Source organism: Micromonospora sp. WMMD1076 (assembly GCF_029581475.1).
Lineage (GTDB): Bacteria > Actinomycetota > Actinomycetes > Mycobacteriales > Micromonosporaceae > Micromonospora > Micromonospora aurantiaca.
This window is the reverse complement of record NZ_CP120862.1, coordinates 6,085,618-6,111,624: the sequence shown is the minus strand read 5'-3', so window position 1 is coordinate 6,111,624 and position 26,007 is coordinate 6,085,618. Positions and strand designations below refer to the sequence as shown.

33 protein-coding genes, 1 tRNA gene and 1 pseudogene are annotated in these 26,007 nt (G+C 73.3%); 17 read left to right on the top strand and 18 right to left on the bottom strand.

Translation table 11 applies throughout. The annotated features are described in order from the left end of the window. Positions 1-229: 229 nt before the first annotated feature. A complete protein-coding gene (locus O7622_RS27650; RefSeq protein ID WP_282311024.1) occupies positions 230-748 on the top strand; it encodes a DUF6232 family protein in 519 nt (172 codons plus the stop codon). A 7-nt stretch (positions 749-755) separates the two neighbouring features. On the opposite strand, the gene O7622_RS27645 is transcribed toward O7622_RS27650, so the two are convergent. Next, positions 756-1,085: a DUF3817 domain-containing protein gene (locus O7622_RS27645; RefSeq protein ID WP_282311023.1), complete on the bottom strand. Its 330-nt coding sequence runs from the start codon at positions 1,083-1,085 to the stop codon at positions 756-758. A gap of 25 nt (positions 1,086-1,110) precedes the next feature. Beyond that, the gene (locus O7622_RS27640) at positions 1,111-1,551 is read right to left on the bottom strand and encodes a hypothetical protein (protein ID WP_282311022.1); all 441 of its coding nucleotides are present in this window, start codon (positions 1,549-1,551) and stop codon (positions 1,111-1,113) included. Between the two features lie 123 nt (positions 1,552-1,674). Between O7622_RS27640 and O7622_RS27635 the strand changes: the two genes are divergently transcribed. The 3 genes from O7622_RS27635 to O7622_RS27625 are packed head-to-tail and all read left to right on the top strand — an operon-like array spanning position 1,675 to position 2,874. Continuing rightward, on the top strand, positions 1,675-1,974 hold the full coding sequence (locus tag O7622_RS27635) for a DUF6158 family protein (RefSeq protein WP_013288147.1): 300 nt from the start codon (positions 1,675-1,677) through the stop codon (positions 1,972-1,974). Then, a complete protein-coding gene (locus O7622_RS27630; RefSeq protein WP_282311021.1) occupies positions 1,974-2,291 on the top strand; it encodes a hypothetical protein in 318 nt (105 codons plus the stop codon). Before O7622_RS27635 ends, O7622_RS27630 begins: the two co-directional genes overlap by 1 nt. 43 nt (positions 2,292-2,334) lie before the next feature. After that, positions 2,335-2,874, top strand: a complete 540-nt coding sequence (locus tag O7622_RS27625) for a DUF1360 domain-containing protein (RefSeq protein WP_282311020.1) — start codon at positions 2,335-2,337, stop codon at positions 2,872-2,874. A gap of 56 nt (positions 2,875-2,930) precedes the next feature. Here the strand turns inward: O7622_RS27625 and O7622_RS27620 are convergent, their stop codons facing one another. From O7622_RS27620 to O7622_RS27610, 3 genes are read right to left on the bottom strand one after another with little or no spacing between them, the layout of a single operon-like run. Next, positions 2,931-3,140, bottom strand: a complete 210-nt coding sequence (locus O7622_RS27620) for a hypothetical protein (protein ID WP_030502248.1) — start codon at positions 3,138-3,140, stop codon at positions 2,931-2,933. 27 nt (positions 3,141-3,167) lie between these two features. Continuing rightward, complete coding sequence (locus O7622_RS27615) at positions 3,168-3,392, bottom strand: hypothetical protein (RefSeq protein ID WP_013288143.1); 225 nt, start codon at positions 3,390-3,392, stop codon at positions 3,168-3,170. 49 nt (positions 3,393-3,441) lie between these two features. Further along, a complete protein-coding gene (locus O7622_RS27610; RefSeq protein ID WP_282314248.1) occupies positions 3,442-4,539 on the bottom strand; it encodes a 3-deoxy-7-phosphoheptulonate synthase in 1,098 nt (365 codons plus the stop codon). Between the two features lie 253 nt (positions 4,540-4,792). On the opposite strand from O7622_RS27610, the gene O7622_RS27605 reads away from it, so the two are divergent. Continuing rightward, positions 4,793-5,014, top strand: coding sequence for a hypothetical protein (locus tag O7622_RS27605; RefSeq protein ID WP_282311019.1), 222 nt, complete (start codon positions 4,793-4,795; stop codon positions 5,012-5,014). On the opposite strand, the gene O7622_RS27600 is transcribed toward O7622_RS27605, so the two are convergent. After that, entirely contained in the window at positions 4,989-5,297 is a 309-nt protein-coding gene (locus tag O7622_RS27600) for a hypothetical protein (RefSeq protein WP_282311018.1), read from the bottom strand. The genes O7622_RS27605 and O7622_RS27600 overlap by 26 nt on opposite strands. A 59-nt stretch (positions 5,298-5,356) precedes the next feature. Here O7622_RS27600 and O7622_RS27595 point away from each other — a divergent pair, with 59 nt between their 5' ends. The 6 genes from O7622_RS27595 (at position 5,357) to O7622_RS27570 (ending at position 12,241) form a co-directional block, all read left to right on the top strand. Further along, positions 5,357-6,646, top strand: a complete 1,290-nt coding sequence (locus O7622_RS27595) for a pitrilysin family protein (protein ID WP_282311017.1) — start codon at positions 5,357-5,359, stop codon at positions 6,644-6,646. Continuing rightward, the gene (locus O7622_RS27590; RefSeq protein WP_282311016.1) at positions 6,646-7,989 is read left to right on the top strand and encodes a pitrilysin family protein; all 1,344 of its coding nucleotides are present in this window, start codon (positions 6,646-6,648) and stop codon (positions 7,987-7,989) included. The genes O7622_RS27595 and O7622_RS27590 overlap by 1 nt, the downstream gene beginning before the upstream one ends. A 97-nt stretch (positions 7,990-8,086) precedes the next feature. Then, complete coding sequence (locus O7622_RS27585) at positions 8,087-9,109, top strand: aspartate-semialdehyde dehydrogenase (protein ID WP_282311015.1); 1,023 nt, start codon at positions 8,087-8,089, stop codon at positions 9,107-9,109. A gap of 125 nt (positions 9,110-9,234) precedes the next feature. After that, a complete protein-coding gene (locus O7622_RS27580; protein WP_282311014.1) occupies positions 9,235-9,651 on the top strand; it encodes a CBS domain-containing protein in 417 nt (138 codons plus the stop codon). 158 nt (positions 9,652-9,809) lie between these two features. Beyond that, positions 9,810-10,181 (top strand): SCP2 sterol-binding domain-containing protein, encoded by a 372-nt coding sequence (locus O7622_RS27575; RefSeq protein WP_282311013.1) that lies wholly within the window; start codon positions 9,810-9,812, stop codon positions 10,179-10,181. Continuing rightward, complete coding sequence (locus O7622_RS27570; RefSeq protein ID WP_282311012.1) at positions 10,181-12,241, top strand: glycogen debranching N-terminal domain-containing protein; 2,061 nt, start codon at positions 10,181-10,183, stop codon at positions 12,239-12,241. Before O7622_RS27575 ends, O7622_RS27570 begins: the two co-directional genes overlap by 1 nt. A 6-nt stretch (positions 12,242-12,247) precedes the next feature. Here the strand turns inward: O7622_RS27570 and O7622_RS27565 are convergent, their stop codons facing one another. Beyond that, entirely contained in the window at positions 12,248-12,637 is a 390-nt protein-coding gene (locus O7622_RS27565) for a VOC family protein (RefSeq protein WP_282311011.1), read from the bottom strand. Positions 12,638-12,855: 218 nt separating this feature from the next. Here O7622_RS27565 and O7622_RS27560 point away from each other — a divergent pair, with 218 nt between their 5' ends. Then, on the top strand, positions 12,856-13,608 hold the full coding sequence (locus O7622_RS27560) for a lysophospholipid acyltransferase family protein (RefSeq protein WP_282311010.1): 753 nt from the start codon (positions 12,856-12,858) through the stop codon (positions 13,606-13,608). 127 nt (positions 13,609-13,735) lie between these two features. Here O7622_RS27560 and O7622_RS27555 read toward each other — a convergent pair whose 3' ends face one another. From O7622_RS27555 to O7622_RS27535, 5 genes are all read right to left on the bottom strand, one after another. Next, entirely contained in the window at positions 13,736-14,488 is a 753-nt protein-coding gene (locus tag O7622_RS27555; protein ID WP_282311009.1) for a hypothetical protein, read from the bottom strand. Between the two features lie 73 nt (positions 14,489-14,561). After that, on the bottom strand, positions 14,562-15,278 hold the full coding sequence (locus O7622_RS27550; RefSeq protein WP_282311008.1) for a response regulator transcription factor: 717 nt from the start codon (positions 15,276-15,278) through the stop codon (positions 14,562-14,564). Then, positions 15,248-16,444: a hypothetical protein gene (locus O7622_RS27545; RefSeq protein ID WP_282311007.1), complete on the bottom strand. Its 1,197-nt coding sequence runs from the start codon at positions 16,442-16,444 to the stop codon at positions 15,248-15,250. Before O7622_RS27545 ends, O7622_RS27550 begins: the two co-directional genes overlap by 31 nt. Further along, positions 16,434-17,600 (bottom strand): ATP-binding protein, encoded by a 1,167-nt coding sequence (locus O7622_RS27540; RefSeq protein WP_282311006.1) that lies wholly within the window; start codon positions 17,598-17,600, stop codon positions 16,434-16,436. The genes O7622_RS27545 and O7622_RS27540 overlap by 11 nt, the downstream gene beginning before the upstream one ends. Before the next feature lie 148 nt (positions 17,601-17,748). After that, a complete protein-coding gene (locus tag O7622_RS27535) occupies positions 17,749-18,549 on the bottom strand; it encodes a class I SAM-dependent methyltransferase (RefSeq protein WP_282311005.1) in 801 nt (266 codons plus the stop codon). A 215-nt stretch (positions 18,550-18,764) separates the two neighbouring features. Between O7622_RS27535 and O7622_RS27530 the strand changes: the two genes are divergently transcribed. Both O7622_RS27530 and O7622_RS27525 read left to right on the top strand, forming a co-directional pair. Further along, complete coding sequence (locus O7622_RS27530; protein ID WP_282311004.1) at positions 18,765-19,175, top strand: pyridoxamine 5'-phosphate oxidase family protein; 411 nt, start codon at positions 18,765-18,767, stop codon at positions 19,173-19,175. Between the two features lie 94 nt (positions 19,176-19,269). Beyond that, entirely contained in the window at positions 19,270-19,698 is a 429-nt protein-coding gene (locus tag O7622_RS27525; RefSeq protein ID WP_282311003.1) for a hypothetical protein, read from the top strand. A gap of 27 nt (positions 19,699-19,725) precedes the next feature. On the opposite strand, the gene O7622_RS27520 is transcribed toward O7622_RS27525, so the two are convergent. Further along, positions 19,726-20,085, bottom strand: a complete 360-nt coding sequence (locus O7622_RS27520) for a MerR family transcriptional regulator (RefSeq protein WP_282311002.1) — start codon at positions 20,083-20,085, stop codon at positions 19,726-19,728. Positions 20,086-20,160: 75 nt separating this feature from the next. Between O7622_RS27520 and O7622_RS27515 the strand changes: the two genes are divergently transcribed. Continuing rightward, positions 20,161-20,880, top strand: a complete 720-nt coding sequence (locus tag O7622_RS27515) for an SDR family oxidoreductase (protein WP_282311001.1) — start codon at positions 20,161-20,163, stop codon at positions 20,878-20,880. 421 nt (positions 20,881-21,301) lie between these two features. Here O7622_RS27515 and O7622_RS27510 read toward each other — a convergent pair whose 3' ends face one another. The 3 genes and pseudogenes from O7622_RS27510 to O7622_RS27500 all read right to left on the bottom strand — a co-directional run bounded on the left by O7622_RS27510 (position 21,302) and on the right by O7622_RS27500 (position 22,289). Then, positions 21,302-21,499 (bottom strand): DUF397 domain-containing protein, encoded by a 198-nt coding sequence (locus O7622_RS27510; protein ID WP_282311000.1) that lies wholly within the window; start codon positions 21,497-21,499, stop codon positions 21,302-21,304. Continuing rightward, positions 21,492-21,887: pseudogene (locus tag O7622_RS27505) on the bottom strand (DUF5753 domain-containing protein); the annotation flags it as partial. The gene O7622_RS27510 and the pseudogene O7622_RS27505, both read right to left, overlap by 8 nt. 329 nt (positions 21,888-22,216) lie before the next feature. After that, positions 22,217-22,289 (bottom strand) — tRNA-Arg (locus O7622_RS27500). A 169-nt stretch (positions 22,290-22,458) separates the two neighbouring features. On the opposite strand from O7622_RS27500, the gene O7622_RS27495 reads away from it, so the two are divergent. After that, complete coding sequence (locus O7622_RS27495) at positions 22,459-23,193, top strand: hypothetical protein (protein WP_282310999.1); 735 nt, start codon at positions 22,459-22,461, stop codon at positions 23,191-23,193. 64 nt (positions 23,194-23,257) lie between these two features. On the opposite strand, the gene O7622_RS27490 is transcribed toward O7622_RS27495, so the two are convergent. Then, positions 23,258-24,274 carry an alpha/beta hydrolase gene (locus O7622_RS27490; protein WP_282310998.1) on the bottom strand — a complete coding sequence of 339 codons (1,017 nt, stop codon included), beginning with the start codon at positions 24,272-24,274 and terminating at the stop codon, positions 23,258-23,260. Positions 24,275-24,448: 174 nt separating this feature from the next. After that, positions 24,449-24,859 carry an HPF/RaiA family ribosome-associated protein gene (locus O7622_RS27485; RefSeq protein WP_282310997.1) on the bottom strand — a complete coding sequence of 137 codons (411 nt, stop codon included), beginning with the start codon at positions 24,857-24,859 and terminating at the stop codon, positions 24,449-24,451. A 286-nt stretch (positions 24,860-25,145) separates the two neighbouring features. Between O7622_RS27485 and ssb the strand changes: the two genes are divergently transcribed. Continuing rightward, positions 25,146-25,961, top strand: a complete 816-nt coding sequence (gene ssb / locus O7622_RS27480; RefSeq protein ID WP_282310996.1) for a single-stranded DNA-binding protein — start codon at positions 25,146-25,148, stop codon at positions 25,959-25,961. Positions 25,962-26,007: the final 46 nt, after the last annotated feature.

Sequence of the window (26,007 nt, the reverse complement as noted above, 5' to 3'; positions counted from 1 at the left end):
GGTGGGTGGATGAGGCGACTCGCCCGATTCGTCGTTCTGGGCGGATGTCGCCAGGCGGCGCCTGGCGAAGTCACGAAAAAGACGGAAATCGTTCTCGGGTCCCGGCGGGCAGGGCCGGCCCGGTGACCCCCGTGACCGCCGAAACCCCGAGGTCAGGTGGCGCGAGGCCAACACAATGAAGCCCGGACGGGACATCCCACCACGGGATCCCTGCTCCCGGGAGGCCGCCGTGCAGACCGACCGCTCCGCCACCCAGCCGCCCCGCTCGCCGCGACCGGCCGCACCCAGGCTGCTCTACGGCCGGCCCGGCATCGTCGTCACCGCCGAGCGCTTCACCGTCGGCCGCAACAGCTGGCCGGTGGCCGAGATCACCCAGCTCCGGACCGACCGTGGGCCGCACGACCGGCTCGCGATCCGGGCGGTCGCCGTGTCCGCCGCGATGATCGCCGCGGTCGGCCTGCTGCTCGGCTTCACCGGCGGCCTGCACCGGCTCACCGCCGGGGCGTACCTCATGCTCGGCGCCGTCGGGCTGGTGCCGATGCTGCTCGTGCTGATCGGCGACCGCGTGCGGCCCCCGTCGCACGAGTTGTGGGGACGGGTGCGCGGCACCGAGGTGCTGCTGTTCAGCAGCGACGACGAGCGGCAGTTCGGCCAGGTCGCCCGCGCGCTGGGGCGGGCCCGGGAGGCGGCGCGGCTGGGTGGCTGGGCCGACCCGCCGGCGGCCGAGCCGTGGCGGCCGGTCCGGTGAGACGCGGTCAGCCCGCGACCGGCTCCGGCGTACGCGGCCGGCTCTCGGCGGCCACCCAGTGGCTCACCCGCCGCTCGGCGTAGAACGAGACGAACGGCACGGTGCCGGCGAGCATCACCAGCAGCATCCGCTTCAGCGGCCAGTTCGCCCGGCGCGACAGGTCGAAGGTGAGCGCCAGATAGAGCATGTACAGCCAGCCGTGCGCCACGCCGACCACGGCCACCACGCTCGGGTTGTCGAAGCCGTACTTCAGCGGCATGCCGATCAGGACCAGCACCACGAGCGCCACGCCCACGATCCAGGCGATCACGCGGTACCGGGTAAGGGCTCCGCCCACCGTCGTCCGTCCTTCCGCACCGGCCTCAGCCGGGATAGTCGCCGGGCCGGGCGCCCGGATTGGCGTTCAACCAGGATAGGTAGCTGTTGTACGCGGCCAGCTCGGCGTCGTCCGCACCGCCGGCCGGGGCGGCCGGCACCCGCACGACCCGCACCGGCCGGCGTACCGCCGGGGTGGCGGCGGTCACCGGCGGCGCGAGAGCGTCCGACGGCGCGGGTCGGTCCGACGCCGCCGGGTCCGCCGACGCCGCCGGGTCGGCGGCGCGCAGCGTCTGGCGGACCTCGCGCCACCAGACGAAGACCACGAAGGCGGCGAACACCGGCCATTCGATCGCGTAACCGAAGCTGAGCGCGTTCCCCCCGGCGGCGCGGGTGACCTGCCACCAGCCCAGGCCGAGGAAACCCACCACGAGCACGACCATGGCCACGTGGCGGACGATCCACGCCGGTGTCCAGAGCCGATTCATGCCAACGAGAGTACCGGGGCCGCCGGGCGTCTCCGACACGGCGTCGTAGTCCGGGCGGGGTTTGGTGACACGCCCGCTGGGCATCCGAACAGGTGCCAACCCGAACGAGACGAGGGGGCGACGATGACCGAATCGGTACGCCGGGACGCGAGTCCGGAACAGCGGGTCGCGGAGTGGGACGGCGACCACGCCCGTACCGTCGACGCGGACGGCGAGCAGCTCGGGGTGGACCCGGTGGAGCTGGGTGACGACGACCTGGTCCGGGAGATGCAGAGCCTGCACCGCACCCGGCTGGACACGCTGCGGCACGCCACCGACTCGGCGCTCGCCAACCACCTGCGGCGCACCGCCGAACTGGAGACGGAGTACCTGGCCCGGCACCCCGGCCGGGAGGTCGACCCGAGCCGGCTGCGGGACGCCTGATGGCCGGCCACGCCGAGCGCGGCATGTCCGCGCCGCCGGAGGTGGTGTTCAACACCGCCACCGATCCGGACCGCTCCGCGGCCTGGCTGCCCGAGCGGCTGCGCAGCTCCGGCACCTGCCGGGTCGAGGTCGTCGACGCCGACGACATGCGGGCCCGGTGGAGCGCCGCGGACTGGTCCGCCGAGATCGACGTGGAGCCGGCCGGCGCGGGCGGCGCCCGGGTGCGGCTGGACCTGGCCGGGCCGGACCACGACCTGGCCGACGAGATCCTGGCCAACCTCGACCGCGAGGTGGCCGAAAACCTGACCGCCGGTTGAGCCCGGCCCGCACGACGAGCACGACGAGCACGAGGAGGCCGGGTTGACCGGGAGTGGCCTGAAGCAGAAGGTGGCGCGCCTGCGCCAGGCGTACGCGCCGCACGAGCACCGGCCGCTGGAGGGCTACCTGAAGGCGATGGGCACGTACGCCGGTGTCACAGCCGCGCTCGTCGGGCTGGTCCGCGCGACCGGCCGCCCGGTGCCCGATCGACCCACGCCCGCTGACGTGGTGCTGCTCTCGATCGCCACGCACAAGCTCAGCCGGCTGCTGTCCAAGGACGCGATCACCAGCCCGCTGCGGGCGCCGTTCACCCGTTACGACCGCCCGATCGGCAGCGGCGAGGTGATGGAACAGGTCCGCGACGAGGGCAGCCCGACCCGGCACGCGCTCGGCGAGCTGGTGAGCTGCCCGTTCTGCCTCGCCGTCTGGGTGGCCACCGGGCTGACCGGCGGCCTCGTGCTGGCGCCCCGGCTGACCCGGCTGGTCGCCACCGCGCTGACCACGGTGGCCGCCTCCGACTTCCTCCAGATGGGGTACGCGGTCGCCCAGCAGGCGGCCGAGGGCGGTCGCCACGAGGCGTGACCCGAAAACGCGGAAGGGGGCCGGCGCTCGCCGGCCCCCTTCCGCGTCCCCCACCGTCAGGTGGGGGTGGTGCCGTGGTCCTCCCCGGCCCAGCCGCGCGACGCCTCCGGCTCCCGCTCGTCCTCGTCCTCCCCGGTGACGACGTCCCGGTCCACAGCGGTGCGGTCGTGCTCGTTGGCGAAGTCCGGCTCCGGCAGCGTGTCGACGCCCTCCGGGGGCTGGCCGAGCGCCGCCAGATGCTCGTGGTCGGGGTTGCGGTCGGTCATGTCGCGTCCTCTCGGTCTTCCGGGGGCTCAGGCGACCGTGCCGCCCAGCAGATCCGCCGCCTCGTCCGCCGCGTACTCGCCCTGGGGGAGCGCGGCGATCCGGGTGAGCAGCTCCGCGGGGAGTTCGGCGGCCACCGCCCGGCGGTAGATGTCCGCCTGGGTGATCCGCTCCTGGCCGTGGTAGATGTCGTCGAGCAGGTCGTCGAGCGGCCTGGTGTCGGGCTGCTCGGTCACGGGCGCGTCATCGGTCACGCCGACCACCTACCCGGCACCGAACCGGTCAAACTCGCCCCAACCCCGCTCAGGCCGGTGCCGGGAGCGTGGCCCGGCGGGCCCGGACGGCCTGGGCGAGGTGGTCGAGGACCTCGGCGGTGGCGTCCCAGCCGATGCAGGCGTCGGTGACCGACTGGCCGTACGTCAGCTCGCGGGTCGGGTCCAGGTCCTGCCGTCCCGGCACCAGGAAGCTCTCCAGCATGATCCCGACGATCCCGCGCCGGCCGGCGGCGAGCTGCGCGGCCACGTCGGCGGCGACCAGCGGCTGGTTGCGGTGGTCCTTGCCGCTGTTGGCGTGGCTGGCGTCGACCACCACCCGCTCCGGCAGGCCCGCGGCCCGCAGCAGTTCCAGCGCCCCGGCCACCGACTCCGCGTCGTAGTTCGGCCGGCCGCCCCCGCCGCGCAGCACGAGGTGCCCGTCCGCGTTGCCCCGGGTGTGCATGATCGCCGGGGTTCCGGAGACGTCGATGCCGGGGAAGACGTGCGGCACCCCGGCGGCACGGATCGCGTCCACGGCGGTGGCGATGCTGCCGTCCGGGCGGTTCTTCATGCCGATCGGCATGGACAGCCCGGAGGCGAGCTGCCGGTGCACCTGGCTCTCCACCGTCCGCGCGCCGATCGCGCCCCAGGCCACCGTGTCCGCGATGTACTGCGGGGTGATCGGGTCGAGGAACTCGCAGCCCACCGGCAGGCCCAGCCGCAGCACGTCGAGCAGAAGCGCCCGCGCGGTACGCAGGCCCGTGTTCACGTCGCCGGAGCCGTCCAGCGCCGGGTCGTTGATCAGGCCCTTCCAGCCAACGGTCGAGCGCGGCTTCTCGAAGTAGACACGCATCACCACGAGCAGGTCGTCGGCGACCCGGGCGGCGGCCTCGCGCAGCCGGCCCGCGTACTCCAGGGCGGCGGCCGGGTCGTGCACGGAGCAGGGGCCGACGACGACGAGCAGCCGGTCGTCGTCGCGGTCCAGCACCCGGCCGACGGCACGGCGGCCCGCCACGACGGCCTCGGCCAGCGGGGTCTCAAGCGGCAGGTGGTGGTGCAGCAGGGCCGGGGTGGTCAGCGGCACCACACGGTCGATGCGCTGGTCGATGACCCGATGGACGTCCTGGGACGTGGTCACGGTGGGGATTCCTTCCGCCGACCGTGCCCCCGTGCCGGGTCCGGGGGATCGAGCCGGCTGCTCGCATACGAAAGGGCAGGGAAAAGAATCCCTGCCCGGCCGGCTCGAAGAGGTGGTGACGTCAGCTCATGGTCGAGTCACCGGCTCCTCCAGCCGGCTGCCTAAACCATCGATACGACCGCGTCACGTCGGCCAGCGTACCCGACCCGCGCCGGAAGTCCCGCTCCGTTCCGAAGTGCGGAACGCGGGGTAAGTGATCGTCATGACCACGAGCCATGACCCGAGTGACCAGGAACGGATCGAGTCCCGAGCGCATCTGCTGCCGGAGGAGGCGGCGGTGGGCAGCGACGACGCGGAGGCCCAGGCCGACGCGATCCTCACCGAGTCCGACATCCGCGAGGCGGACCGGAACGCCGCCCCCGACACGGTGCTGGAGCACCGCACCTCCGAGGAGACAGTCACCCCCGTCGAGCCGCCCGACTGAGCCCGGCACCCCGCCCCCGGCGGGAACCCCGGTAACTGTCGGCCCGCAGCCGGGCCAGCGGGCCGGTCGGACGCAACCCCGGCGGCACGTTGCCGATCGGGTCGAACGCGAGCGCGGCGTCCTCGGCGGCGCCGCGCTCGTCGTCGAGGCGTACCTCGCCGAACGGCCGCCACCGGCCCACCGCCAGCACCAGCCGGGGCTCGTCGCCGGCCACCGCCGCGCCCGCCTCGGCCAGGCCGCGACCCAGGTCGGGCGACGCCCGCACGGGTACCCCGGCGCGCACCGACGATGCTCCGGCGCGCGTGTCACCTTTCCGCCTCCGAGATCGGATAGCGTCGTCTCATGCCCGACAGCGGTTTCCCCTGGCCGATCGAGACGACCCGACTGGACAACGGCCTGCGTGTGGTGGTGAGCGAGGACCGCACCGCCCCGGCCGTGGCGGTCAACCTCTGGTACGACGTGGGCTCACGCCACGAGCCGGCGGGACAGACCGGCTTCGCCCACCTCTTCGAGCACCTCATGTTCGAGGGCTCGGTGAACGTGGCGAAGACCGAGCACATGAAGCTGATCCAGGGTGCGGGCGGCTCGCTCAACGCGACCACCAACCCGGACCGGACCAACTACTTCGAGACGGTCCCGGCCGAGCACCTGGAACTGGCGCTCTGGCTGGAGGCCGACCGGATGGGCGGGCTGGTGCCGGCGCTGACCCAGGAGACGCTGGACAACCAGCGCGACGTGGTGAAGAACGAGCGCCGCCAGCGCTACGAGAACGTGCCGTACGGCGACGCCTGGCTGCGGCTGCTGCCGCTGCTCTACCCGCCGGGCCACCCGTACCACCACGCGACGATCGGGTCGATGGCCGACCTGAACGCCGCCGACCTGGCCACCTTCCAGGAGTTCCACAGCACCTACTACGCGCCGAACAACGCGGTCCTCACAGTGGTCGGCGACACGGAAGCGGCGGAGGTGTTCGCGCTCGCCGACAAGTACTTCGGCGGTCTCGCCGCGCGCGCCGACATCCCGGCCGCGCCGGACGGCCGCACCGTGCCCGCCACCGGCCGCCCGGCGGTGGAGACGGTCACCGCCGACGTGCCCGCCCCCCGCGTCTACGTCGCGCACCGCACCCACCCGTTCGGCACCCTGGGGTACGACGTGACAACGGTGCTGGGCACCGTGCTCGGCAGCGGCCGGGGCAGCCGCCTCTACCAGCGGCTCGCCGACGGTGAGCGGATCGCCCAGCCGGACCTGGTCGGCGCGTACGGGGTGGACCTCGCGCACGCGCCCGCCCCGCTGATCGCCACCGCCACGGCCCGCCCCGGGGTGAGCGCCGAGCGGCTGCGCGACGGGCTGGCCGAGGTGGTCGACGAGCTGGCCACGGTGCCGGTGACCGCCGCCGAGCTGGACCGCGCCAAGGCGCTGCTGAGCACCATGTGGTGGCGGCAGATGTCCACTGTCGACGGCCGGGCGGACACGCTCGGCCGCTACGCCACCCAGTTCGGCGACCCGGCCCGCGCGGCCGACCGGCTGCCGGCCTGGCTCGCGGTGACCGCGGAGCAGATCGCCGAGCAGGCCGCCGAGCTGCTCGGCGCCTCCGACCGGGTGATCCTGACCTACCTGCCCGAGGAGAACTGATGTCGCTGATCGCCACCCGTCCCGGCCCCGGCGCCGCCCGCGCCTACCGGTTCCCGCAGGTGGTCCGGCGGACGGTGGCCGGCGGCCAGGTGGTCGCCGCGCACCTGCCCGGGCAGAACCTCGCCGTCGCGTTGCTGCTGCTCGACGGCGGCGCGGGCCGGGAGCCGGTCGGCAAGGAGGGCCTCGGCGCGGTGCTGGCCAAGGCGCTGGAGGAGGGCACCGCGCAGCGGGACGCCACCGCGTACGCGCTGGCCATCGAGGCGCTCGGCACCGAGCTGGCGACCGGGCTCGACTGGGACTCGTTCCAGGTGAGCGTGCAGGTGCCGGTGGACCGGCTGACCGCCGCCGTGGAGCTGCTGGCCGAGGCGGTCCGTACGCCCCGGCTCGACCCGGCCGACGTGCTGCGCGTACGCGACGACGAGGCGACAGCGCTGCGGATGGACTGGGCCAACCCCGGCCCGCGTGCCGACGCGGTGCTGCGGGCCGAGCTGTTCGGCGCGGAGCACCGGTGGGGCCGCCCGCTCTACGGCGACCCGGACAGCGTGGCCGCGCTGGAGGTGGACGACGTCACAGTCTTCCACTCGGAGTGGTTCATCCGCCCCGGCACGCTCGTCGTCGCCGGTGACCTGGAGCGGATCGACCTGGACGCGCTCGCCGCGACGGCGTTCGCCGGGGCCGGCGGCGGCCCGGTGGAGCGCGGCGGCCCGATCGACGTGCCGCTGGCCGGGCGGCGCCGGGTCATCCTGGTCGACCGGCCCGGCTCGGTGCAGTCCACGCTGCGGCTCGGCCACCCGTCCCCGCATCGCGCCCACCCGGACCACGTGCCGATGACGCTCGCCGGCACCGTGCTCGGCGGCGCGTTCACGTCCCGGCTCAACCACCTGATCCGCGAGGTACGCGGCTACACGTACGGGATCCGGGGCGACTTCGCCTCGTCCCGGCGGTTCGGCCGGTTCGCGGTCAGCTCCGGCGTGCAGACCGCGGTGACCGCCCCGGCGCTCGTCGAGTCGGTGGGTGAGATCTCGCGTACCCAGCTCACCGGTGTCACCGAGGACGAGCTGGAGGTGGCGCGTTCCTGGCGGGCCGGGCAGCTCTCGGTCGAGTTGCAGAGCCCCCGGGCCATCGCCGCGGCCCTGACCACGCTGGTCGTGCACGACCTGCCGGACGACTACCACGCGCGGCTGCGGGAGCAGTTGCTCGCGGCGACGGTCGAGGACGTCTCCGCGGCGGCCGCCACCTACCTGCACCCCGAGTCGCTGACGATGGTGATCGAGGGGGACGCGGCGGTCATCCGGGACGAGCTGGTCGCCAGCCGTCTCGGCGAGGTGGCCGACCACACGTGACCGGGCGGGGCGGCGGACCTGTGATTCCCGTCGCCCCGCATCCGCGCGGTGGGAAACGTTTCCCACCCGCACCGCCCGGCTGGGTAGCCTCGCGGGCATGAGGATCGGCATTGTGGGAGCCACCGGTCAGGTCGGTGGCGTCATGCGGCAGGTGCTGGCGGAGCGCGAGTTCCCGGCGGAGCAGGTGCGCCTGTTCGCCTCGGCCCGGTCGGCCGGGCGCACGCTGCCCTGGCGCGACGGCGAGGTCACCGTGGAGGACGCGGCCACCGCGGACTACCGCGGCCTGGACGTCGTGCTCTTCTCGGCGGGCAAGGGCACCGCGAAGGAGCTGGCTCCCCGGGTCGCCGAGGCCGGCGCCGTGGTGATCGACAACTCGTCGGCGTTCCGGATGGACCCGCAGGTGCCGCTGGTGGTGGCCGAGGTCAACCCGCACGCGATCGCGGACCGCCCGAAGGGCATCGTGGCCAACCCGAACTGCACCACGATGGCCGCCATGCCGGTGCTGCGCCCGCTGCACGACGAGGCCGGGCTGGTCAGCCTCGTCGTCGCCACCTACCAGGCGGTGTCCGGCGCCGGCCTGGCCGGTGTGGCGGAACTGGACGAGCAGGTCCGCAAGGTGGCCGGGGACGCCGCCGGGCTCGCCTTCGGCGGCGGGGCGGTGGAGTTCCCGGCGCCGCGCTCGTTCGCCCGTCCGATCGCCTTCAACGTGCTCCCGCTGGCCGGCTCGATCGTCGACGACGGCTCCTTCGAGACGGACGAGGAGCAGAAGCTGCGCAACGAGAGCCGCAAGATCCTGGAGATCCCCGGGCTGAAGGTCTCCGGCACGTGCGTGCGGGTGCCCGTCTTCACCGGCCACTCGCTGCAGATCAACGCCCGGTTCGCCCGGCCGATCGACCCGGCCCGGGCCCGTGAGCTGCTCGACGGCGCGCCCGGCGTGGCTTTGCGCGACGTGCCGACGCCGCTGGAGGCGGCCGGCCAGGACCCGACGTACGTGGGCCGGATCCGGGCCGACGAGACCGTCGAGCACGGGCTCGCGCTGTTCTGCGCGAACGACAACCTGCGCAAGGGCGCGGCGCTGAACGCCGTGCAGCTCGCCGAGCTGGTCGCGGCCGAGCGCTGACCCCGTAGGCGTCCGTGCCGGGCCATCCGGCAGGGACGCTCGCTCAGCGTTGCTGCCGTTCCGAACGCGTTACCTCGCCTGCGGCGGCGGGTAGACCGCGGTGCCGACACCGAGAGGGGAGCACCATGACAACGGTCGGAGAGTTCATGACGACCCGGTTGGTGACGATGGACGGCAACGACACGCTCATGGCCGCCGCGCAGGAGATGCGCGACAGCGCCATCGGCGACGTGGTGGTGACCGACGGCGACAACGTGGTCGGCATCGTGACGGACCGGGACGTCACGGTACGGGGCGTGGCCGAGAACATGGACCCCACCGCCACCCGGCTCAACCAGATCACCAGCAAGGACGTGGTGACCGTCAGCCAGAACGACGACGCCGTGGCCGCCGCGGACCTGATGCGCACGTACGCGGTCCGTCGCCTCCCGGTGGTCGAAGACGGCCGTCTGATCGGCCTGATCTCCATGGGTGACCTGGCGGTGGAGCGGGAACCCCAGTCGGTGCTCGCGGACATCAGCGCCGACGACCCCAACAACTAGACCTGTGCGCCGCGGTGACGCCGGCCCCCGGTTCGGGGGCCGGCGTCGCGCGTCGCGACGGTGCCGCGCTCACCCGGTTCGGGCGAGGTTGGCCCCGGACCGGGTGGGGACACGGAGCCTCGACAGGTAGACCGCGGACCGCGGGAGGAGTCGCCCGGATGGTGGACATGACCACGAGATTCTTCGAGGACCTGGATCGGCGGGGGTTCGAGCCGCTGCTGGTCAAGACATCCGGAACGCTCCGGTTCGACCTGCACGAGGGCCCGCACACCACGCACTGGCTGCTGGAGATCGATCGCGGCAACCTGCGGGTCCGGCAGGAGGACGGCGAGGCGGACACGGTGGTCGGCGCCGAGCCGCGCCTGTTCGCCGAGCTGGTCGGCGGCGAGGAGAACGCCATCGCGGCGCTGCTGCGCGGCGACATGACAGTCGTCGGCGACCTGCGGCTCGTGCTGCAGGTCGAGCGGGTCTTCCCCGGTCCGCCGGACTCCCGGGGACCGCACCACACGTTCGGCGGGAGGGGTGCCTGATGCCCGGCAGCAACACCGTCCGGATCCTGGACGGCAACACGTTCGTGGTGTGCGAGGACACCGGCGACATCGAGGCCACACCGAGCGAGCCGACCGGCCTGTTCTCCATCGACACGCGGTACCTGTCGAAGTGGGTGCTCACGATCAACGGCGAGCGGCTCAACGCGCTGTCCTACGACGACCTCCAGTACTACGAGGCCCGGTTCTTCCTGGTGCCCGGCATGGCCACGCACTACATCGACGCGAAGCTGTCGGTCATCCGGGAGCGGGCGGTCGGCGGCAGCTTCCGCGAGACGCTGACCATCCTCAACCACGACGAGAAGCCGGTCGACCTGGAGATCCGGATGGACGCCGGCTCCGACTTCGCCGACCTGTTCCAGGTCAAGGACGAGATCCTGAACAAGAAGGGCGAACACTACGCCGAGGCCGAGTCGGACCGGCTGCGCCTGGGCTACCGGCGGGGCAACTTCCGGCGCGAGACGCTCGTCTCCGCCAACCAGCCGGCCCGCTACGACCAGCGCGGTTTCGCCTGGAGCATCCGGCTGGAACCCAACGAGCAGTGGGACGCCGTCATCGACGTGCAGACGTTCGCGATCGGCCCCGGCGGCCGGGACCTGCGGATGGGACTGCGCGCGCACGGCACCGAGCGGCTCGCGCTCCAGCACGACCTGGAGGAGTGGATCGACCGGGCCCCGAAGCTGAACAGCGAGCACGAGGAACTCGCCGCGACGTACCGGCGGAGCCTGGTCGACCTCGCGGCGCTGCGCTTCTCGCCGCTGTCGCTCGGCGGGCAGACGCTGCCCGCGGCCGGCCTGCCCTGGTTCATGACCATGTTCGGCCGGGACAGCATCCTCACCTGCCTCCAGGTGCTGCCGTTCGCACCGGAGATGTCGAAGACCACGCTGCGCATCCTCGGCGCGCTCCAGGGCACCCGGTTCGACGACTTCCGGGACGAGGATCCGGGCCGGATCCTGCACGAGATGCGGTACGGCGAGACCGCCGCGTTCGAGGAGCAGCCGCACTCGCCGTACTACGGCTCGGTGGACGCGACGCCGCTGTTCGTGGTGCTGCTCGACGAGTACGAGCGGTGGAGCGGTGACGGCGCGCTGGTCAAGGAGCTGGAACGGGAGTGCCGGGCGGCGCTGAAGTGGATCGACGACTACGCCGACCTGCTCGGCAACGGCTACATCTGGTACGAGCGGCGCAACACCGACACCGGCCTGGAGAACCAGTGCTGGAAGGACTCGTGGGACTCCATCTCGTACGCCGACGGCACGTTGCCGCCGTTCCCCCGGGCCACCTGCGAGGTGCAGGGGTACGCGTACGACGCGAAGATACGGGCCGCCCGGATGGCCCGGGAGTTCTGGGGCGACCCCACGTACGCCGATCAACTGGAACGCGAGGCGGCGGAGCTGAAGCGGCGCTTCAACAACGACTGGTGGGTCGCCGACCGCGGCTTCTACGCGCTCGCGCTGGACCCGGACGGGCGTCAGTGCGACGTGCTCAGCTCCAACATCGGCCACCTGCTGTGGAGCGGGATCGTGGACGACGAGCGGGCGCCGAAGGTCGCCGAACATCTGGTCGGCCCCCGGCTCTGGTCCGGCTGGGGGGTGCGGACGCTGGCCGAGGGCGAGGTCCGCTACAACCCGATCGGCTACCACAACGGCACCATCTGGCCGTTCGACAACTCGTTCGTCGCCTGGGGTCTGCGCCGGTACGGCTTCGCCGAGGAGGCCGCCACAGTGGCGAACGGCATCCTCGACGCGGCCACCTACTTCGACGGCCGGCTGCCGGAGGCGTTCGGCGGCTACCAGCGCGAGCTGACCAAGTTCCCGGTGGAGTACCCGACCGCGTGCAGCCCGCAGGCGTGGTCCACGGGCGCTCCGCTGCTGCTGATCCGCACCATGCTGGGCCTGGAGCCGCACGAGGGGCACCTGGCTGTGGACCCGCGGCTGCCGGTGGGCATGGGACGGATCGAGGTGCTGGACATCCCGGGCCGCTGGGGCCGGGTGGACGCGTTCGCCCGGGGCCGGCTCAACATCGAGGAGTTGGCCGACTGAGCCGGCTCAGTGCCCGGGCGGCGACGCCGTGTGCGCCTCGTTCGGCGGGAGCAGGCAGAACTCGTTGCCCTCCGGGTCGGCCAGGACGGTCCAGCGCGGCAGCTCGCGGACGACTGTCGCGCCCGCCTCCAGCACCGCGGCCCGCTCCTCGGCGTCGCCGACCAGGTCGAGGTGGATCCGGCCGGGCTCCGGCAGCACGTCGGCGGGGCTGATCCACAGGTCCGGACGCCGCCCGTGCGGATCGCGCAGCAGCACCGCCTCGGCCGGTGCGAGCGTGCCTTCGGCGAGTTTCACCCGGTCCGCCTCGACCACCGGCAGCCCGGTGACCGCGCTCCAGAACGGGGCCAGCAGGTAGGGGTCGCGGCAGTGGATGACGATCGCGGCGAGATCGGGCATGCCTCGAACCTAGTCGCCCGCGACGGCGGGCAGGACGCTGTCCAGGAACGCGGCGGCAGCCGCGTGCAGGTCGGGCCGGGCCAGGTCGAGCGCGCAGGCCGAGCTGGAGGGCCGGCATCCCACCCGCCGAGTCGCCGCCCAGCAGCAGTGGCAGGCCACCCGCCGCGGCCCGGGATCGGCCCTACGGTCGCGTAACCTACCCGGGGTAAAGTTTCGCCATGTCGGAACTCGTGTACCCCCCTGTGATCACCGCCGCGAAGACGATGTTCCGGCTCCTCGACCTGCGCCTGGACGTGTCCGGCAGCGAACACGTGCCGCACACCGGCGGCGCCGTGCTCGCGTCCAACCACGTGAGCTACCTCGACTTCATCTTCTGCGGCTACGGCGCGCACCCGGCCAAGCGGCTGGTCCGGTTCATGGCCAAGGACAGCGTCTTCCGGCACCGCGTCTCCGGTCCGCTGATGCGCGGCATGAAGCACATCCCCGTCAACCGGGCCGCCGGCGCCGGGTCGTACGCCGCCGCGGTCGGCGCGCTGCGCCGGGGCGAGGTGGTCGGCGTCTTCCCGGAGGCGACGATCAGCCGCTCCTTCACCGTCAAGGACCTGAAGAACGGCGCGGCCCGGATGTCGCAGGAGGCGAACGTGCCGCTGCTGCCGGTCGCGCTCTGGGGCACCCAGCGGCTGTGGACCAAGGGCCGCCCGCGCACGCTGACCCGCCGGCACACGCCGATCACCATCGTCGTCGGCGAGCCGATGGACCCGTCCGCCTACCCGGACGCCACGGTGATGACCGCCGACCTGCGTACCCGCCTGTCGGCGCTCGTCGACCGGGCGCAGCGGGAGTACCCGGACAAGCCGTCCGGCCCGGACGACACCTGGTGGCAGCCGGCCCACCTGGGCGGCAGCGCGCCGACCCCGGAGGAGGCGGTCGAGCTGGACCGGTCCGAGCGCCGCACCCGCAGCGCCTCCTGACCGGCGTCCGCCCCCGCCTCCGGAGATCCTGGTACGAAGAAAGCCCTCACGGGGACCGTTTCCTACCAAGATCCTCGTGCCGCCGTCGACGTCGACTGCGCCTTCGCGCGACCGCGTACGTGGGGCGTCAGCAGGCGGAGCCGGGCTGGTCGTGGGCCGGGAAGCCGGACCACGCCCACGGCGACGCCTCGGCCGCCGGCGGACGGTAGTAGTCGTCGCGGGACAGGAACTCCACCGGCAGCGAGCCCGGCAGCGTCACGGTGCCCAGCGTCGGGCCGGGGGAGGCGGCCACCCGGACGGCGAGGACGTCCCGTTCCGGCGGGGACAGGTCCACCAGTTCGGCGTTGGCGAGCCGGAAACCGGCCACCGAGCGGCGTACCTGCCGGGCCAGCGCGGCGACCGGACCGGCCGGGCCGGTCAGCGCCAGCGCCGGCTGCCGGATGGTGCGCAGCGCGTCGCACACGATGCGCAGTTCGCCGATGCCGTCGCCCACCTCGGCCAGTTCCAGCCGGGACGGCCACTGCCAGCGGATCTGCCCACTGACCAGGCGGGACAGCCGGACCGGACGCCGGTGCCGGGCGCCCGCCCGGCCGTCCCGACCGTCCCGGCCGGAGACCACCGACAGTTCGGAGCCGGTGCAGACGTACGCCAGCCGGCGCTCGGTCACGGTGATCGTCGCCGGGAAGGGCAGCGACCAGCAGCGGACGTCCTCGCTCGGGCCGAGCAGGTGACCGGCGACGCGCAGGACGTGCTGACCGAGCAGGCGTTCGCCCGGCTCGGGCACCAGCTCGTGACGCCGGTCGAGCACGGGACGGGTGGGGTCGTCGTCGGCGTCGAACCGATGTGGCCCGACGAAGAAGGGTGTGGCGTCCTCCGGCACGGTACGACCTCCCGATGACGGTTGGCGGTACCGGTGAGCCTGCCCGATTCCTGGGTGACTGTCATGACACCTGTTAGGGGGTCGGCCGGTCGGCCGACGCCTGGGACCGGTAGATGCCGATATCTTCCGGTCGGACGAGTCCGTCCTCGATCGCCCGGGCGAGCAGCGCCGCCTTCGTGGCGGCCGGACGCCCCGCTCGGGTGTACTTGATCCGCGCACGGTCGACGTACTGCTTCACGGTGTGTTCACTGATCTGCATCCGGCGCGCCACCGACGCCTTCGACATCGACTGGAACCACAGCAGCAGCGCCTCGCGCTCCTTGTCCGACAGGGACGGACGATCCGGGCGGGCGTCACCGACCAACGCGCCGGCCAGCGCCGGCGGGACGTACGGCCTGTCGCTCGCCGCCGCCAGCACTGTGGCCACGTAGTGCTCGCGCCCCTCGTGCTTGGCCAGGAACGCGACCGCCCCGGCGTCGAGCGCGGCGAGCATGGTCTGCGGGTCGCTGTGCTCGGAGTAGACCACGACCCGGCGCCCGGCCGCGCTCAGCTCGGCCAGCTTGTCCAGCACCATCCGGCCGTGCAGGCGCAGGTCGAGCAGCACCACCTCGGCGTCCGGCGCGGCCCGCAGCACCTCGTCCGGGTCGTCGCCGGTGGCCAGCACCCGCAACCGGGGCTCGCCGGCCAGCCAGGCGCGCACCCCGTCGATCACCACCGGATGGTCGTCCACGATCGCCACCCCGATCGGGGTGCCGGCGTTCACGTCCGCCGCCAGCGGGTCTGCGTCCATCTGATCTCCCCGTCCCGCTCGTGCAGGTGTTCCACCGGCCCGTCCCCGCCGATCGCCGGCTCGTCCGGGCCGTCGTGATCCGGTGTCACCAGGCTGACCACCACCTCGTCCGGCCCCGCGACCACAGTGAGCCGGGCCCAGCCCTCGGCGGCGGCGAGCGCCGCGGTGAGCGGGTCGGCGAGCCCGCGCCGGATCTCCACCGGCAGCTCCGGTGGCGTGCCGACCGCCACCAGGTCGATCGGCAGTCCGTTGCGCTCGGCCAGGTCGGCAGCCGCGCGCAGTTCGTGCAGCAGCGCGTCGGGCACGTCGTCGGACTCGGCGATCAGCCGGCGCAACCGGGCGGCGGCCAGCACCGCGCGCCGCCGTACCGCCGGGTCGGCCGGGTCGGCGTCGCCCGCCGCCAGCCCGGCCAGCACCTCCTCGGCGGTGCCGCTCACCAGAGCCAGCCGTTCCTGACGCTCGGTGCGGGCCCGCTCGGCCGCCTCCCGCTCCGCCGCGACGGCCAGCGCCGCCGCCGCGGTGGCGGCCCGGTCCCGGGCCTGCGCGGTGAGCGCCGCCGCGCCGACGAAGACCGCCACCGGCAGGGTGGAGGTGCCGTAGACGTACATCGTGGCCCGGCTCAGATCGGCCGGCGCTGTCGCGCCGTACAGCACCACAGCCGTCAGCGCGATCGTGCCGTGCGCGGCCAGGATGACCAGCAGCCAGCGCACCGGCCGCCGCCAGAGCACCAGCAGGAAGAACCAGGCCAGGCCGCCCCACACCCAGTTGGCGGTGCTGAACAGGAACCGCCCGCCGGCCCCGGCGACCACCGCGGCGTCCACCACCAGCAGCGCCACTGCCAGCGGACCGGCCGGCGGCAGCCCGCGGCGCAGCAGGCGTACCCCGGTCCCCACCCCGACCAGCGCGGTCACCAGCCAGCCCGCCGCCACCACGGCCGGGAAGGCCATTCCCGGTCCGGCCCGCAGCACGGCCGGCAACGCGACAGCCAGGTGCCAGGCCGCGGCGATGACGATCACGGCGACCCGCGCGCCCTGGTCCGACGCGTCGGCCACCGCGTGCGCCTCCGGCGGGGCGGTGGCCACTCCGGAGCGCGTCGCCACCCGCGGCCGGGGCAGCGGGCGCAGCGCGTGGCCGGCCGTCACCGCCGTACCCGACTCACTCGCCATCGGACCACTCCAGCCGGATCCGGGTACCGGCGCCAGGGGTGGACGTCACCACCGCCCGACCGCCCACAGTGCTCATCCGCCCGTGGATCGACTCGCGCAGCCCGTACCGGTGGGCCGGGACCGTGGACGGGTCGAAACCGGGACCGTCGTCGATCACCTCGACCACGACGGTGCCGCCCTCGCGGGCCAGGCGCAGCGACGCGGCCGCGCCCGGCGCGTGCCGCGCCACGTTCGCCAGCGCGGCGGCGGCGCTGTCGGCGAGCGCCGTGGCGACCTCCGCCGGCAGCCGGCACGGCGCAAGCGTGGCGGTCACCGCCGTCCCGGTCAGCACCTCGCGCAGCCGTTCGTCCAGGTCGGCCTCGCCGCCCGCGATGGCGGTCCGCGCACCCGCCAGGGCGGATAGGGTACGCAGATCGTCCGCGCACCGCTCGCGCAACGTCGCCGAGCCGGGCGCCGCGCCGAGACCGACCATGGTGAGCGTGCCCAGCACGGTGTCGTGCAGGTCGCGGTTCTGCCGCCGTTCGGCCTCGCGGGCGGCGCGCGCCACCACCGCCTCGTGGGACAACCGCTGGTAGTCGGCGAACGCGGCGTCGGCGCGGGCGATCCGGCGGCGCATCACCGCTGTCATCACCGCCGCGCTGCCGGTCTGCACCAGCAGCGTCCCGGCGTGTGCCCGCGCCTCGACCGGGTTCCCGGCCAGCGTGGTGCCGGTGACGTACGCGGCGGTGACCAGCAGACCGGCCGGCACGGACCAGCGGGCCGGGGCGGTGGCCTGCGCGTTGATGACCGTCGAGCTGGCCAGCACCGCGATCCAGCTCGCCTCGCCCGGCAGCACCTCCGGCGCGACGAGCCACGGGACGGCGAGCGCGGCCGCGGTGGTCAGCGCCACGTCACCGGCGACCAGCGCGCCGCCGATGCCGTGCCGGAACGCGCGGAACGCGTACCAGACCGACCAGGCGGTCAGCACGACGACCGCGGGGATCAGCAGCGCCACCCGCACCGGCGGCGTACGCACCGCCAGCGCGACCACCGCGCCGACCAGGCCGCAGGTGAGCCGCAGCAGCGCCGGCAGGGTGGTGAAGATCAGACTGAACGCGTCACCCGCCGGGCGGGCCAGCGGGGCCCGGGACAGAGGCATGGCGGCAGCGACCGGCATCGGGGGGATGTCCTTCCGGCAGCGACCCGGCCGGGTCCGCGCGGCATAGATTGACGCTGGAGAATAACATGGTTTGTCGCAACTGGTCACCCTTGGTGCTTGACGAGTTTCGCTCCGGCGTAAAGGAGCCGATTCTCCGGCCCGGCGGTCAGCGGCGCGCGGCGGCGAGCAGGTGGGCGCTGGCACCGAGGATCGCGGCGTCCCGCTCGAACGTCTCGGCGCAGGCCACCGCGTCGGCGAACAACCGCTCGTGCGGCCCGGTGCCGAGCGCGTTCAGCAGCGGCCACAGCGGACCCTCCACCCCGTACACCTCCGGGGCGGGCAGTCCGGCCGCGACGAAGTCGGCGACCAGTTCCTCCGGCCGGTGGAAGAACGCGGTCGTGAAGCCGGTCCAGGGATCGTTGACTCCGGTCTCGTACTGGGCGCGCAACGACTGCCGGTTGTCCTCGTCCAGGCGGCCCTGCACGGTCAGGTCGATCAGGGCGGCGTGGCGGCTGATCGCCGCCGCCACGACCGTCCCGCCGGGCCGGGTCACCCGCGCCGCCTCGCGCAGCGCCGCCACCCGATCGGCCTGCCGCGGCAGGTGGTAGAGCGGGCCGAGCAGCAGCGTCGCGTCCGCCGCCGCGTCGGGCGACGGCAACGCGCGGGCGTCCCCCACCGACGCGGCCACCAGCGGGTACGCGGATCGTGCCGCCGCCACGTGCGCGGGTACCAGGTCGACCAGGTGTGCCCGGTAGCCGGCCGCGGCGAGCGGACCCGCGTACGCCCCGGGACCGCCGCCGACGTCCAGCACGTCCGCGGGTGCGGCGGGCAGCAGCCGGGCGAGCAGATCCCGGGTACGCCGTGCCTCCAGCCGGCCCTGCGGCGACCCTTCCAGCCGGTCGGCCTCGACGTAGATCTCGGTGTAGTAGCGACTGATGTCCGGTTCGGCCGGGCGGTGTGCGGGCATCGATCGATGGTCGCCGAGAAGCGGAGCACGGGCATCCGGTTTTGCGGATGCCCGGCCCGCCTGCCCTGCCGGGCATCGCGTACCAGCCGGCCGTGGTGCCGCCGAAGAAGTCCAGGTGAACCCCGTTCATCGTGCTGCACGTGTCCGACAACAACGGGCGGGTGAGCGAGCGAGCCGGTAGCGCGCCTCCGCGCGACACCTGATCCACTTGTCGTATGGCCTCACCTCCCACCGCACCGCTTCCACCGGCCGTCGCGGACCGGCTCGCCCGCGAGCGCAACGTCTGGCTCTGCACGCTGCGGCGTGACGGCTCCCCGCACGTCACGCCGGTGTGGTTCGTCTACGCCGACGACGTCTGGTGGATCGGCTGCGAGGGGCGCAGCGTCAAGGCCCGCAACGTGGCGGCCGACCCCCGCGTCTCGCTCGCCCTGGAGGACGCCGTCCACCCGGTCGTCGCGGAGGGCGACGCCCGCGTGCACCGCGCCGGCTTCCCGCCCGGGATCGTCGCAGCGTTCGCGGCGAAGTACGGGGGCTGGGACATCCGGCAGCCGGCCACGCCGGACGGTGACCGGGTGCTGCTGGAGGTCCCCGTCCGGCGGTGGCTGCTCGCCGGAACGGCACGCTAGTCACCGGAGAACCCCCAGAAGGAGATCTCGTTCGGGGCACCCGCCTCGTCGTGCAGCACGGCGTACCGGCCGAACCAGCGCCGCTCGGCCAGCGGTGCGAGCGCTGGCCGCGCTCGCCTGGTGCGGGCTGAGCGTGGCGTCGATGCCCGGCGAACCGCCGCTGCTCGACCTGTTCGCCGCCGTGTGGCCGGGGTTGCTCGCCGTGCTCGTCACCGCCGGGGTGCTCGCGTCGTCCGGATGGCGGAGCGACCGACGCGGGCTCCTCCCGACCGGGATGATCCTGCTGGCGCTGGTCGCCGTGGGAGCCTGCTCGGCCCTCGCCTCCGCGTGGGCGAGCTGGTGGACGCTGGTGAGGCCCGCCGAGGACGCCTTCCTGCAAGCGGGGATCATGGTGAGCGTGAGCGCTCCGGCGGCAAGTGCCATCGAGGTTTCCTCGGCCGTGGAGACGGCTGTCGCTCTCGGCGGCGTGGGGCTGGCGGTCGTCGGCGCACTGCGCGCCCACCGCGAGACCGAGGACCGCTGAGAACCCGCCGCGTCCGGCGGGCCGCGCCTACGGGTGCGTGTCGGTGATCGCGATGACCTCGTCGAGGCGGTCCAGCGCGGCCCGCAGGTCGTCGACCTTGGCCTGGATGCGCTCGCGCTCGGCGCGCAGCATGGCCCGCTGCGCGGGGTCGGTGTGCCCGGAGTCCCAGCACGGCAGGAGTTCCGCGATGCGGCTGCTGGTCAGGCCGGCGGCGTACATCTGCTGGATGAATCGGACCAGCGTGACCGTGTCCGGCCGGTAGAGGCGCTGGCCGGACGCGCTGCGCCGGGGGAGGAGAAGACCCTGCTGCTCGTAGTAGCGCACGGCGCGCACCGACACACCGGCGCCGCGCGCCACCTCGCCGATGCGGATCAGCGGCTCGGTCACGGTGACTCCTCTCACCCCGGTCTCGGCGATCAGCACTTGCCTCTGACGTCAGCGTCAGGTTTTAGCGTACCGGGCATGGACATCAACGACTCGATCGCTCTCGTCACCGGCGCCAACCGCGGCCTGGGCCGCGCCTTCGCCCAGCGCCTGCTCGAACGCGGCGCCCGCAAGGTCTACGCGACCGCCCGCCGACCCGAGACCGTCGACCTGCCCGGGGTCGAGGTGCTGGCTCTCGACATCACCAGCCCCGCATCAGTACGCGCCGTCGCCGCTGCCGCCCCGGACGTCACGCTGCTCGTCAACAACGCCGGGATCCAGACCGGAACCGATTTGGTGACCGGTTCGCCGGACGCGGTGCGACACGAGGTGGAGACCAACGTGCTCGGTCACCTGGAGATGATCCGGGCGTTCGCGCCGGCGCTCGCCCGCAACGGCGGAGGCGCGATTGTCAACGTGCTCTCCGCCATGTCGTGGTTCGGGACCAGGGGCGCAGGCGCGTACCACCTGACCAAGGCCGCCGCGTGGGCGATGACGAACGGCGTACGCCTGGAACTCGCCGACCAGGGCACGCTCGTGACGGCGGTGCACCTCGGCCTGGCCGACACCGACATGTCAGCCGGCTGGCCCGTCGACAAGATCGCACCGTCCGACCTGGCCGACGCGGCGCTCGACGGCGTCGAGGCGGGTGCCGCCGAGGTCCTGGCCGACCAGTGGAGCCGTGACGTCAAGTCCCGGCTGACGCTGACGCCGGAGGAGTTCAACGCCGCGATGGAGCGGGCGTTGACGGCGGCCTGAGCGGCCTACGGCAGGGCTGGCGATCACGGCTCGGTGACGCCCGCAGGCGCATCGCCTGGCCTCGGCCCGACCGCCGCCTGCAGCGGATCGCCAACCCTGCCATCAATCGGCCGACATCAGGCATGGGTGCGCGCCAGCTTGCCCAGTTCGACGTCGATCGAGGGGCTACCGGCTGCCTCCTCGACCCTTCGCCTCAGTGCTGGGCGGCGCGGTCCGCAAGTCGCAGAAGATTTGAACCTCTTGCCCACCGTCGGCCCTGGTGGTCGCAATGCACTTGCCGTCCAGCTTCCGAATCCACGTCGTTCCGTGCATTGCCTCCCCGACGCCACTTCGCTTGTTGACAGATCGATGCCGTAGAAGAGGTTCTGTCGGCAGGGGAGGGGCTTGCCCATCCTGGCGAGCCCCTCCTGGATCTCGAAGCTCAGTTGCGGGTGCTGTCCTTGACGAACTCGACAAAGGAGCCCCACTGATTGGCGGTGAAAGCCAGCGACGGGCCGGAGATGTCCTTGCTGTCACGCACGCCTACGACGCTCGGAAGGCTGTCGGCAATCTCGACGCAGGCACCCTCGTTGCCGCTGTAGCTGCTCTTGCGCCAGCGGGCCTCGGTCATCTCAGTCATCGTATGTCTCCTTGATCAGAGTGCCCACCAGATCCTCGGACGCACGCTCGTCCATGGCAAGGTCCCACAGAGTCCTCCAAGCGGAAGAGTACGTCTCCACCTCGTTTGGGCGGTCGAGATAGATGCTGCCGGTCAGGGACTCGCTGTACACGGTGCTGGACTCAGCAGGCCGGGTGCCCTTCGCGGGGAAGTCAAGCATCACGAATGCCCCGGCGACGGACGCACGGTGTGGGCCAACCGACCTGGGGAGGACGCGGACCTTGATGTTTCGGGCCTGGGCTGCGTTGACCAGATACGCCAACTGAGTCCGCCAGGCGTCCACGTCGCTGATAGGACGGTGAAGGACGGACTCGTCGACGATCGCTTCGAACTGCGGAGCTGCCGGGCTCCCGGTGGCGCTGTCCTGGACCGTCATCGACTACCACGTCGCCTACACCTGCTCGCGCTGTCGCCCCTACGGCTGGTGTCCGCGCGTGGTCGTTGCCCGCGCGAGCATCCGAGCGTGGCGGAAGGTCCGCGCTCAGTGGCGAACCTGAAGGCGGGGGACCTGTTGCACATCACCAGAGATGCAAGCCCTCAGTTCGTGACGTCGTTCCACTTCCGCCTCATCCGCGTCCTGGACTGGACGACCTTCGACGGCTGGACGTGGCTCGACGGTCACCAGCTCGACCAGCGAGGTGACGCCGTGGCTCGGCGCTTTGATCAGGTCAGTGAAAGTGCGCCCGGCAGGATTCGAACCTGCGGCCTTGGGATTAGAAGTCCCCTGCTCTATCCGCTGAGCTACGGGCGCGCGCCGACTGTCGTCGCGTCAAGAGGGTACCGCCGCTCCCGGCGTGCCCGGGGGTACGGGTCGGCGCGTCCGTTCCGCCTCTCAGCGTCCCTCGCCGGGCCCCGGACCGGCACCACAGTTCGGGCGGGTCCGGCGCGGCCGGGCGGGACGCGATCCGTACCCTCGTCGGATGCTGCTCGACCAGGAAACCGAGAACGAGATCGTCTTCGAGCTGTGTCAGCTCCTCGGGCGGGCGATCCTGCCCCTCACCGGCTCGGATGCGCCGGGCACACCACCCGGCGTCCTCGGCACGGCCTTCTTCTACAGCGAGCTGGTCGGCGCCACAGACGACGGCGAGATCGCGCACGAGTGGCTGCTCACCGCCGACGCGCTCACCGACCGGGCGTACGGCGAGATCGGCTTGCGGCCGAGCGTCACCGACCCGGCCGAGGGGGCGGACGAGCCGATCGATCTGCCCGGTTTCGCCGACCACTGGCTGCACCTGCCCGAACTGGGGCTCGCCGCGATGCCGACCGGCGGTCTGCACGGCTACGCCGACGACCGGGGCTGGCGCTGGCGTACCCAGCAGGTCACCGAGGCGGTGGCCGCGCCGGCCGACTCGGTCGCCCGGATCGGCGCGGCGCCCGTGTCGGCGTTCGTGCTGGCCCTCGGTGTCGGCGACGGCGGGTCGCGCCCGCTGGAGGCGGTGGTCGAGCGGGTCGCTCGGGACGGCGGCGAGGTGCGGGTCACGACGGAGCTGCCCGCAGGCTACGTGGGCGCGCCGGTGTTCGCGGTCGAGGCCGGGCCGGACGGCGGGCCCGCGCTGCGCTGCCTGGGTGTGGTGCTGCCGCCGCAGGCCGGTGGCCATCCGATCGCCACGTTCGACCGGATCCGCGCCGCGCTCACGGCCGTCGTCGCCGACTGAACCGGCCGTCCGGCGGCGGGACGGCCGACTGAGCCGGGCGTTCCGTCGGCGAGAAGGGCCGGCCTCAGCCCTCGGCGGTCGCGTCGGCCGGCCGCCGTGGGGCCGGCGGCGTCGTGGGCTCCGGCTCGGTCGGCCCGGCGCGCAGGAATCTCTCCGCCCACCGTCCGACCTCCGCGAAGACCTTCTCGCGTACGCCGGGACTGGACAGGGTGAGGTCGTGCAGCCCGCCGTCGAAGCGCGCGAGCGTGACGTGCCGGCCGAGGCGTGGCGCCCAGCGCACCATGTGCTCGACGTCGAGCACGGCGTCGGCGCCGGTCGCGCTGTCGTGCCACTTCGTGCCCCGGAAGCTGCGCGTGGAGCAGGCCAGCAGCACCGGCACCGGGATGTCCAGCCCGGTCCGCAGGCGACGCTGACCGGCGCGGATCGCGTTGATCCAGCCGGCCCGCACCGGGAACCCGGCGAGCGGTTTCCAGGCCAGGTCGTACCGCCACTCGCCCCGGTGGTCGGCGTGCAGGCTCTCGCCGTACACGGTGCCCAGGCCGAACGGCAGCACACGCTGCGGCGCTCTGCGGCCCAGGCGGGAGACGGCGGCCGCGAGAGGCCGGCGCACCATCCAGGGCGCGTTGATGTCGAAGAAGGGGCTGTTGAGCACGATGCCGTCGACCAGGCCGGCGTCGCGGCGGTCGTTCGCCCACAGCGAGATGATCAGGCCGCCGGTCGAGTGGCCCATGGCGAGCAGGGTGTCGTGGCGTTCCTCGGCGCGGATGATCTCCGCGGCGGCGTCCAGCTCGGGGAAGTAGTCGCTCAGGTCGCGGCAGAAGTTCGGGGTCTGGTGCGGGAGCAGGCTACGGCCGTACTTGCGCAGGTCGAGCGCGTAGAAGTCCCAGCCGCGCTCGGCGAAGAAGTCGGCCACGTGGGTCTGGAAGAAGTAGTCGACGAAGCCGTGCACGTAGAGCACGGCGCGGCCGCTCGGGCGGTCGGCGCGCCGCCGCACCAGGGTCGCGACCACCGGCCCCTCGTCGTCGGTGCCCAGGTCGATCGTCCGCCGCTCGTAGGGGGCGCCCAGCACGTCCGGTTCCACGACCGCGACGGTACGCCGCCTTGCTACCCGGCGGTAGGGGTGCTGGGTTGTAAGGAGGGGGCCCTTGTTAACGCATCCGGTAGAGGAGGGGCCCCTTGTTAACGAACGACCCGGGCCGCCTCGGCGCAGGGACGGCCCGCCCGCCCGCACCGCGCGGGCGGGCCGTACCGGACCTCAGGCGGTTTCGGCGTCCTCGCGCTCGGCGTCCTGCAACGGGGCGCCCTCGGGCTGGTCGACGGCGCGCAGGTGCTTGTTGTGGCGCGGCTCCTGCCGGGTCTTCGCGTCGTTGAGCTTGCGGCGCAGGTCGTCCCGGACGTCGTTGAGCGCGGCGTGCAGATCCTCCTCGGCCGAGGTGGTGACGATCTTCTGCCGCCCGGCGACCCAGCACTCCAGGGTCACCTTCTGGCCCCGGGCCTCGCGATCCTTGACCGACACCTCCAGCTCGGTGGCGTCGGCGTGGAAGCCGGCGAGCCGGGCGTCCAGGGTCGCGAACTGCTCGGCGATCCAGTTGCGGTCGCCCTGGGAGAACCCGGCGCCGACCCGCAGGCACTCGGCCACGGTCGCGGGGTTCGCCACGGCGCTCATCGCGCTGCCTCGCGGACGTCTCGGAGAAGCATGGGAGCTCCCTTTCTCTCGGTTGATCAAGTACTTACCCAACCGGCGCGATTCCGGAACCGCCTGCCTGCCGGCTCCTTTGGAGCATGCGTCGGCGCAGGTCAGACCCGTAGGGCCGGTCGGCCTAGCAGATCGGGACCTTGATCAGGTGGTTGTCCACAGGGCGGTCCGTCATCCACAGGCACGGGCCGGCGGGTGGCCCGGGCGGGGTGACCGGCCGACGCTTCCCGGGACAAGTCGATCCCTGGGAGGGGCGATGTTCGATACGTACGTGACGATCGTCGGCAACGTGCTGACCGCGCCGGAGTGGCGCCGGACCACGCAGAGCGGAACGCTGGTGGCCAACTTCAAGGTCGCCTCGACCGCCCGCCGGCTCGACCGCGACAGCGGCCGCTGGGTCGACGGCAACAGCCTTCGGGTACGCGTCAACTGCTGGCGCCGCCTCGCCGAGGGGGTGGCCGCCTCGGTGGCGGTCGGTGATCCGGTGATCGTCGCCGGGCGCCTCTACACCCGGGACTGGACCGACGAGGCGGGCACCCACCGCACGCTCTACGAGCTGGAGGCGGTCGCCGTCGGGCACGACCTGTCCCGGGGCCGGGCCCGCTTCCTGCGCAACCAGCCCCGCGCGGCCACGAGCACGGTCCAGGACGCGGAGGCCGAGCAGCGGGTGCACGGCGAGGCGACCGAGCCGGTGCCTGATGCCCATGCCCCGGCGACGTTCGACGACCGGCCCTTCGACGACGACGTCCCGCCGCCGGAGTACGGGGGCAGCCGGGTCGGGCTGGTCGGCACCGTCGAGCGGGTGGGCGAGCCCGACCCGTTCGACACCCGGCCCGGTGCGCGGGCCACCGACTACGACGGCGGTCCGGAGGAGGACGAGCTGGGCGACACGGAGGACGACGGGCCGGTCACGTCCGAGGACGACGAGCTGGGCGAGGTCCCGCCCTCGGAGGTCGACGGATCGGGTCCTTCCGGGCCGGGTGAGGGCGAGGCGGGCGGCGCGGGTCCGGGCGCCGCCGCCGGGACCGCGTCCGGGCGTCGTGGCCGGCGGCGTACCCCGGTGCCCGCCTGACCGTCCGACTCCGTACACGGGGGCGCGGGGTGGTGACGTCGGCGTC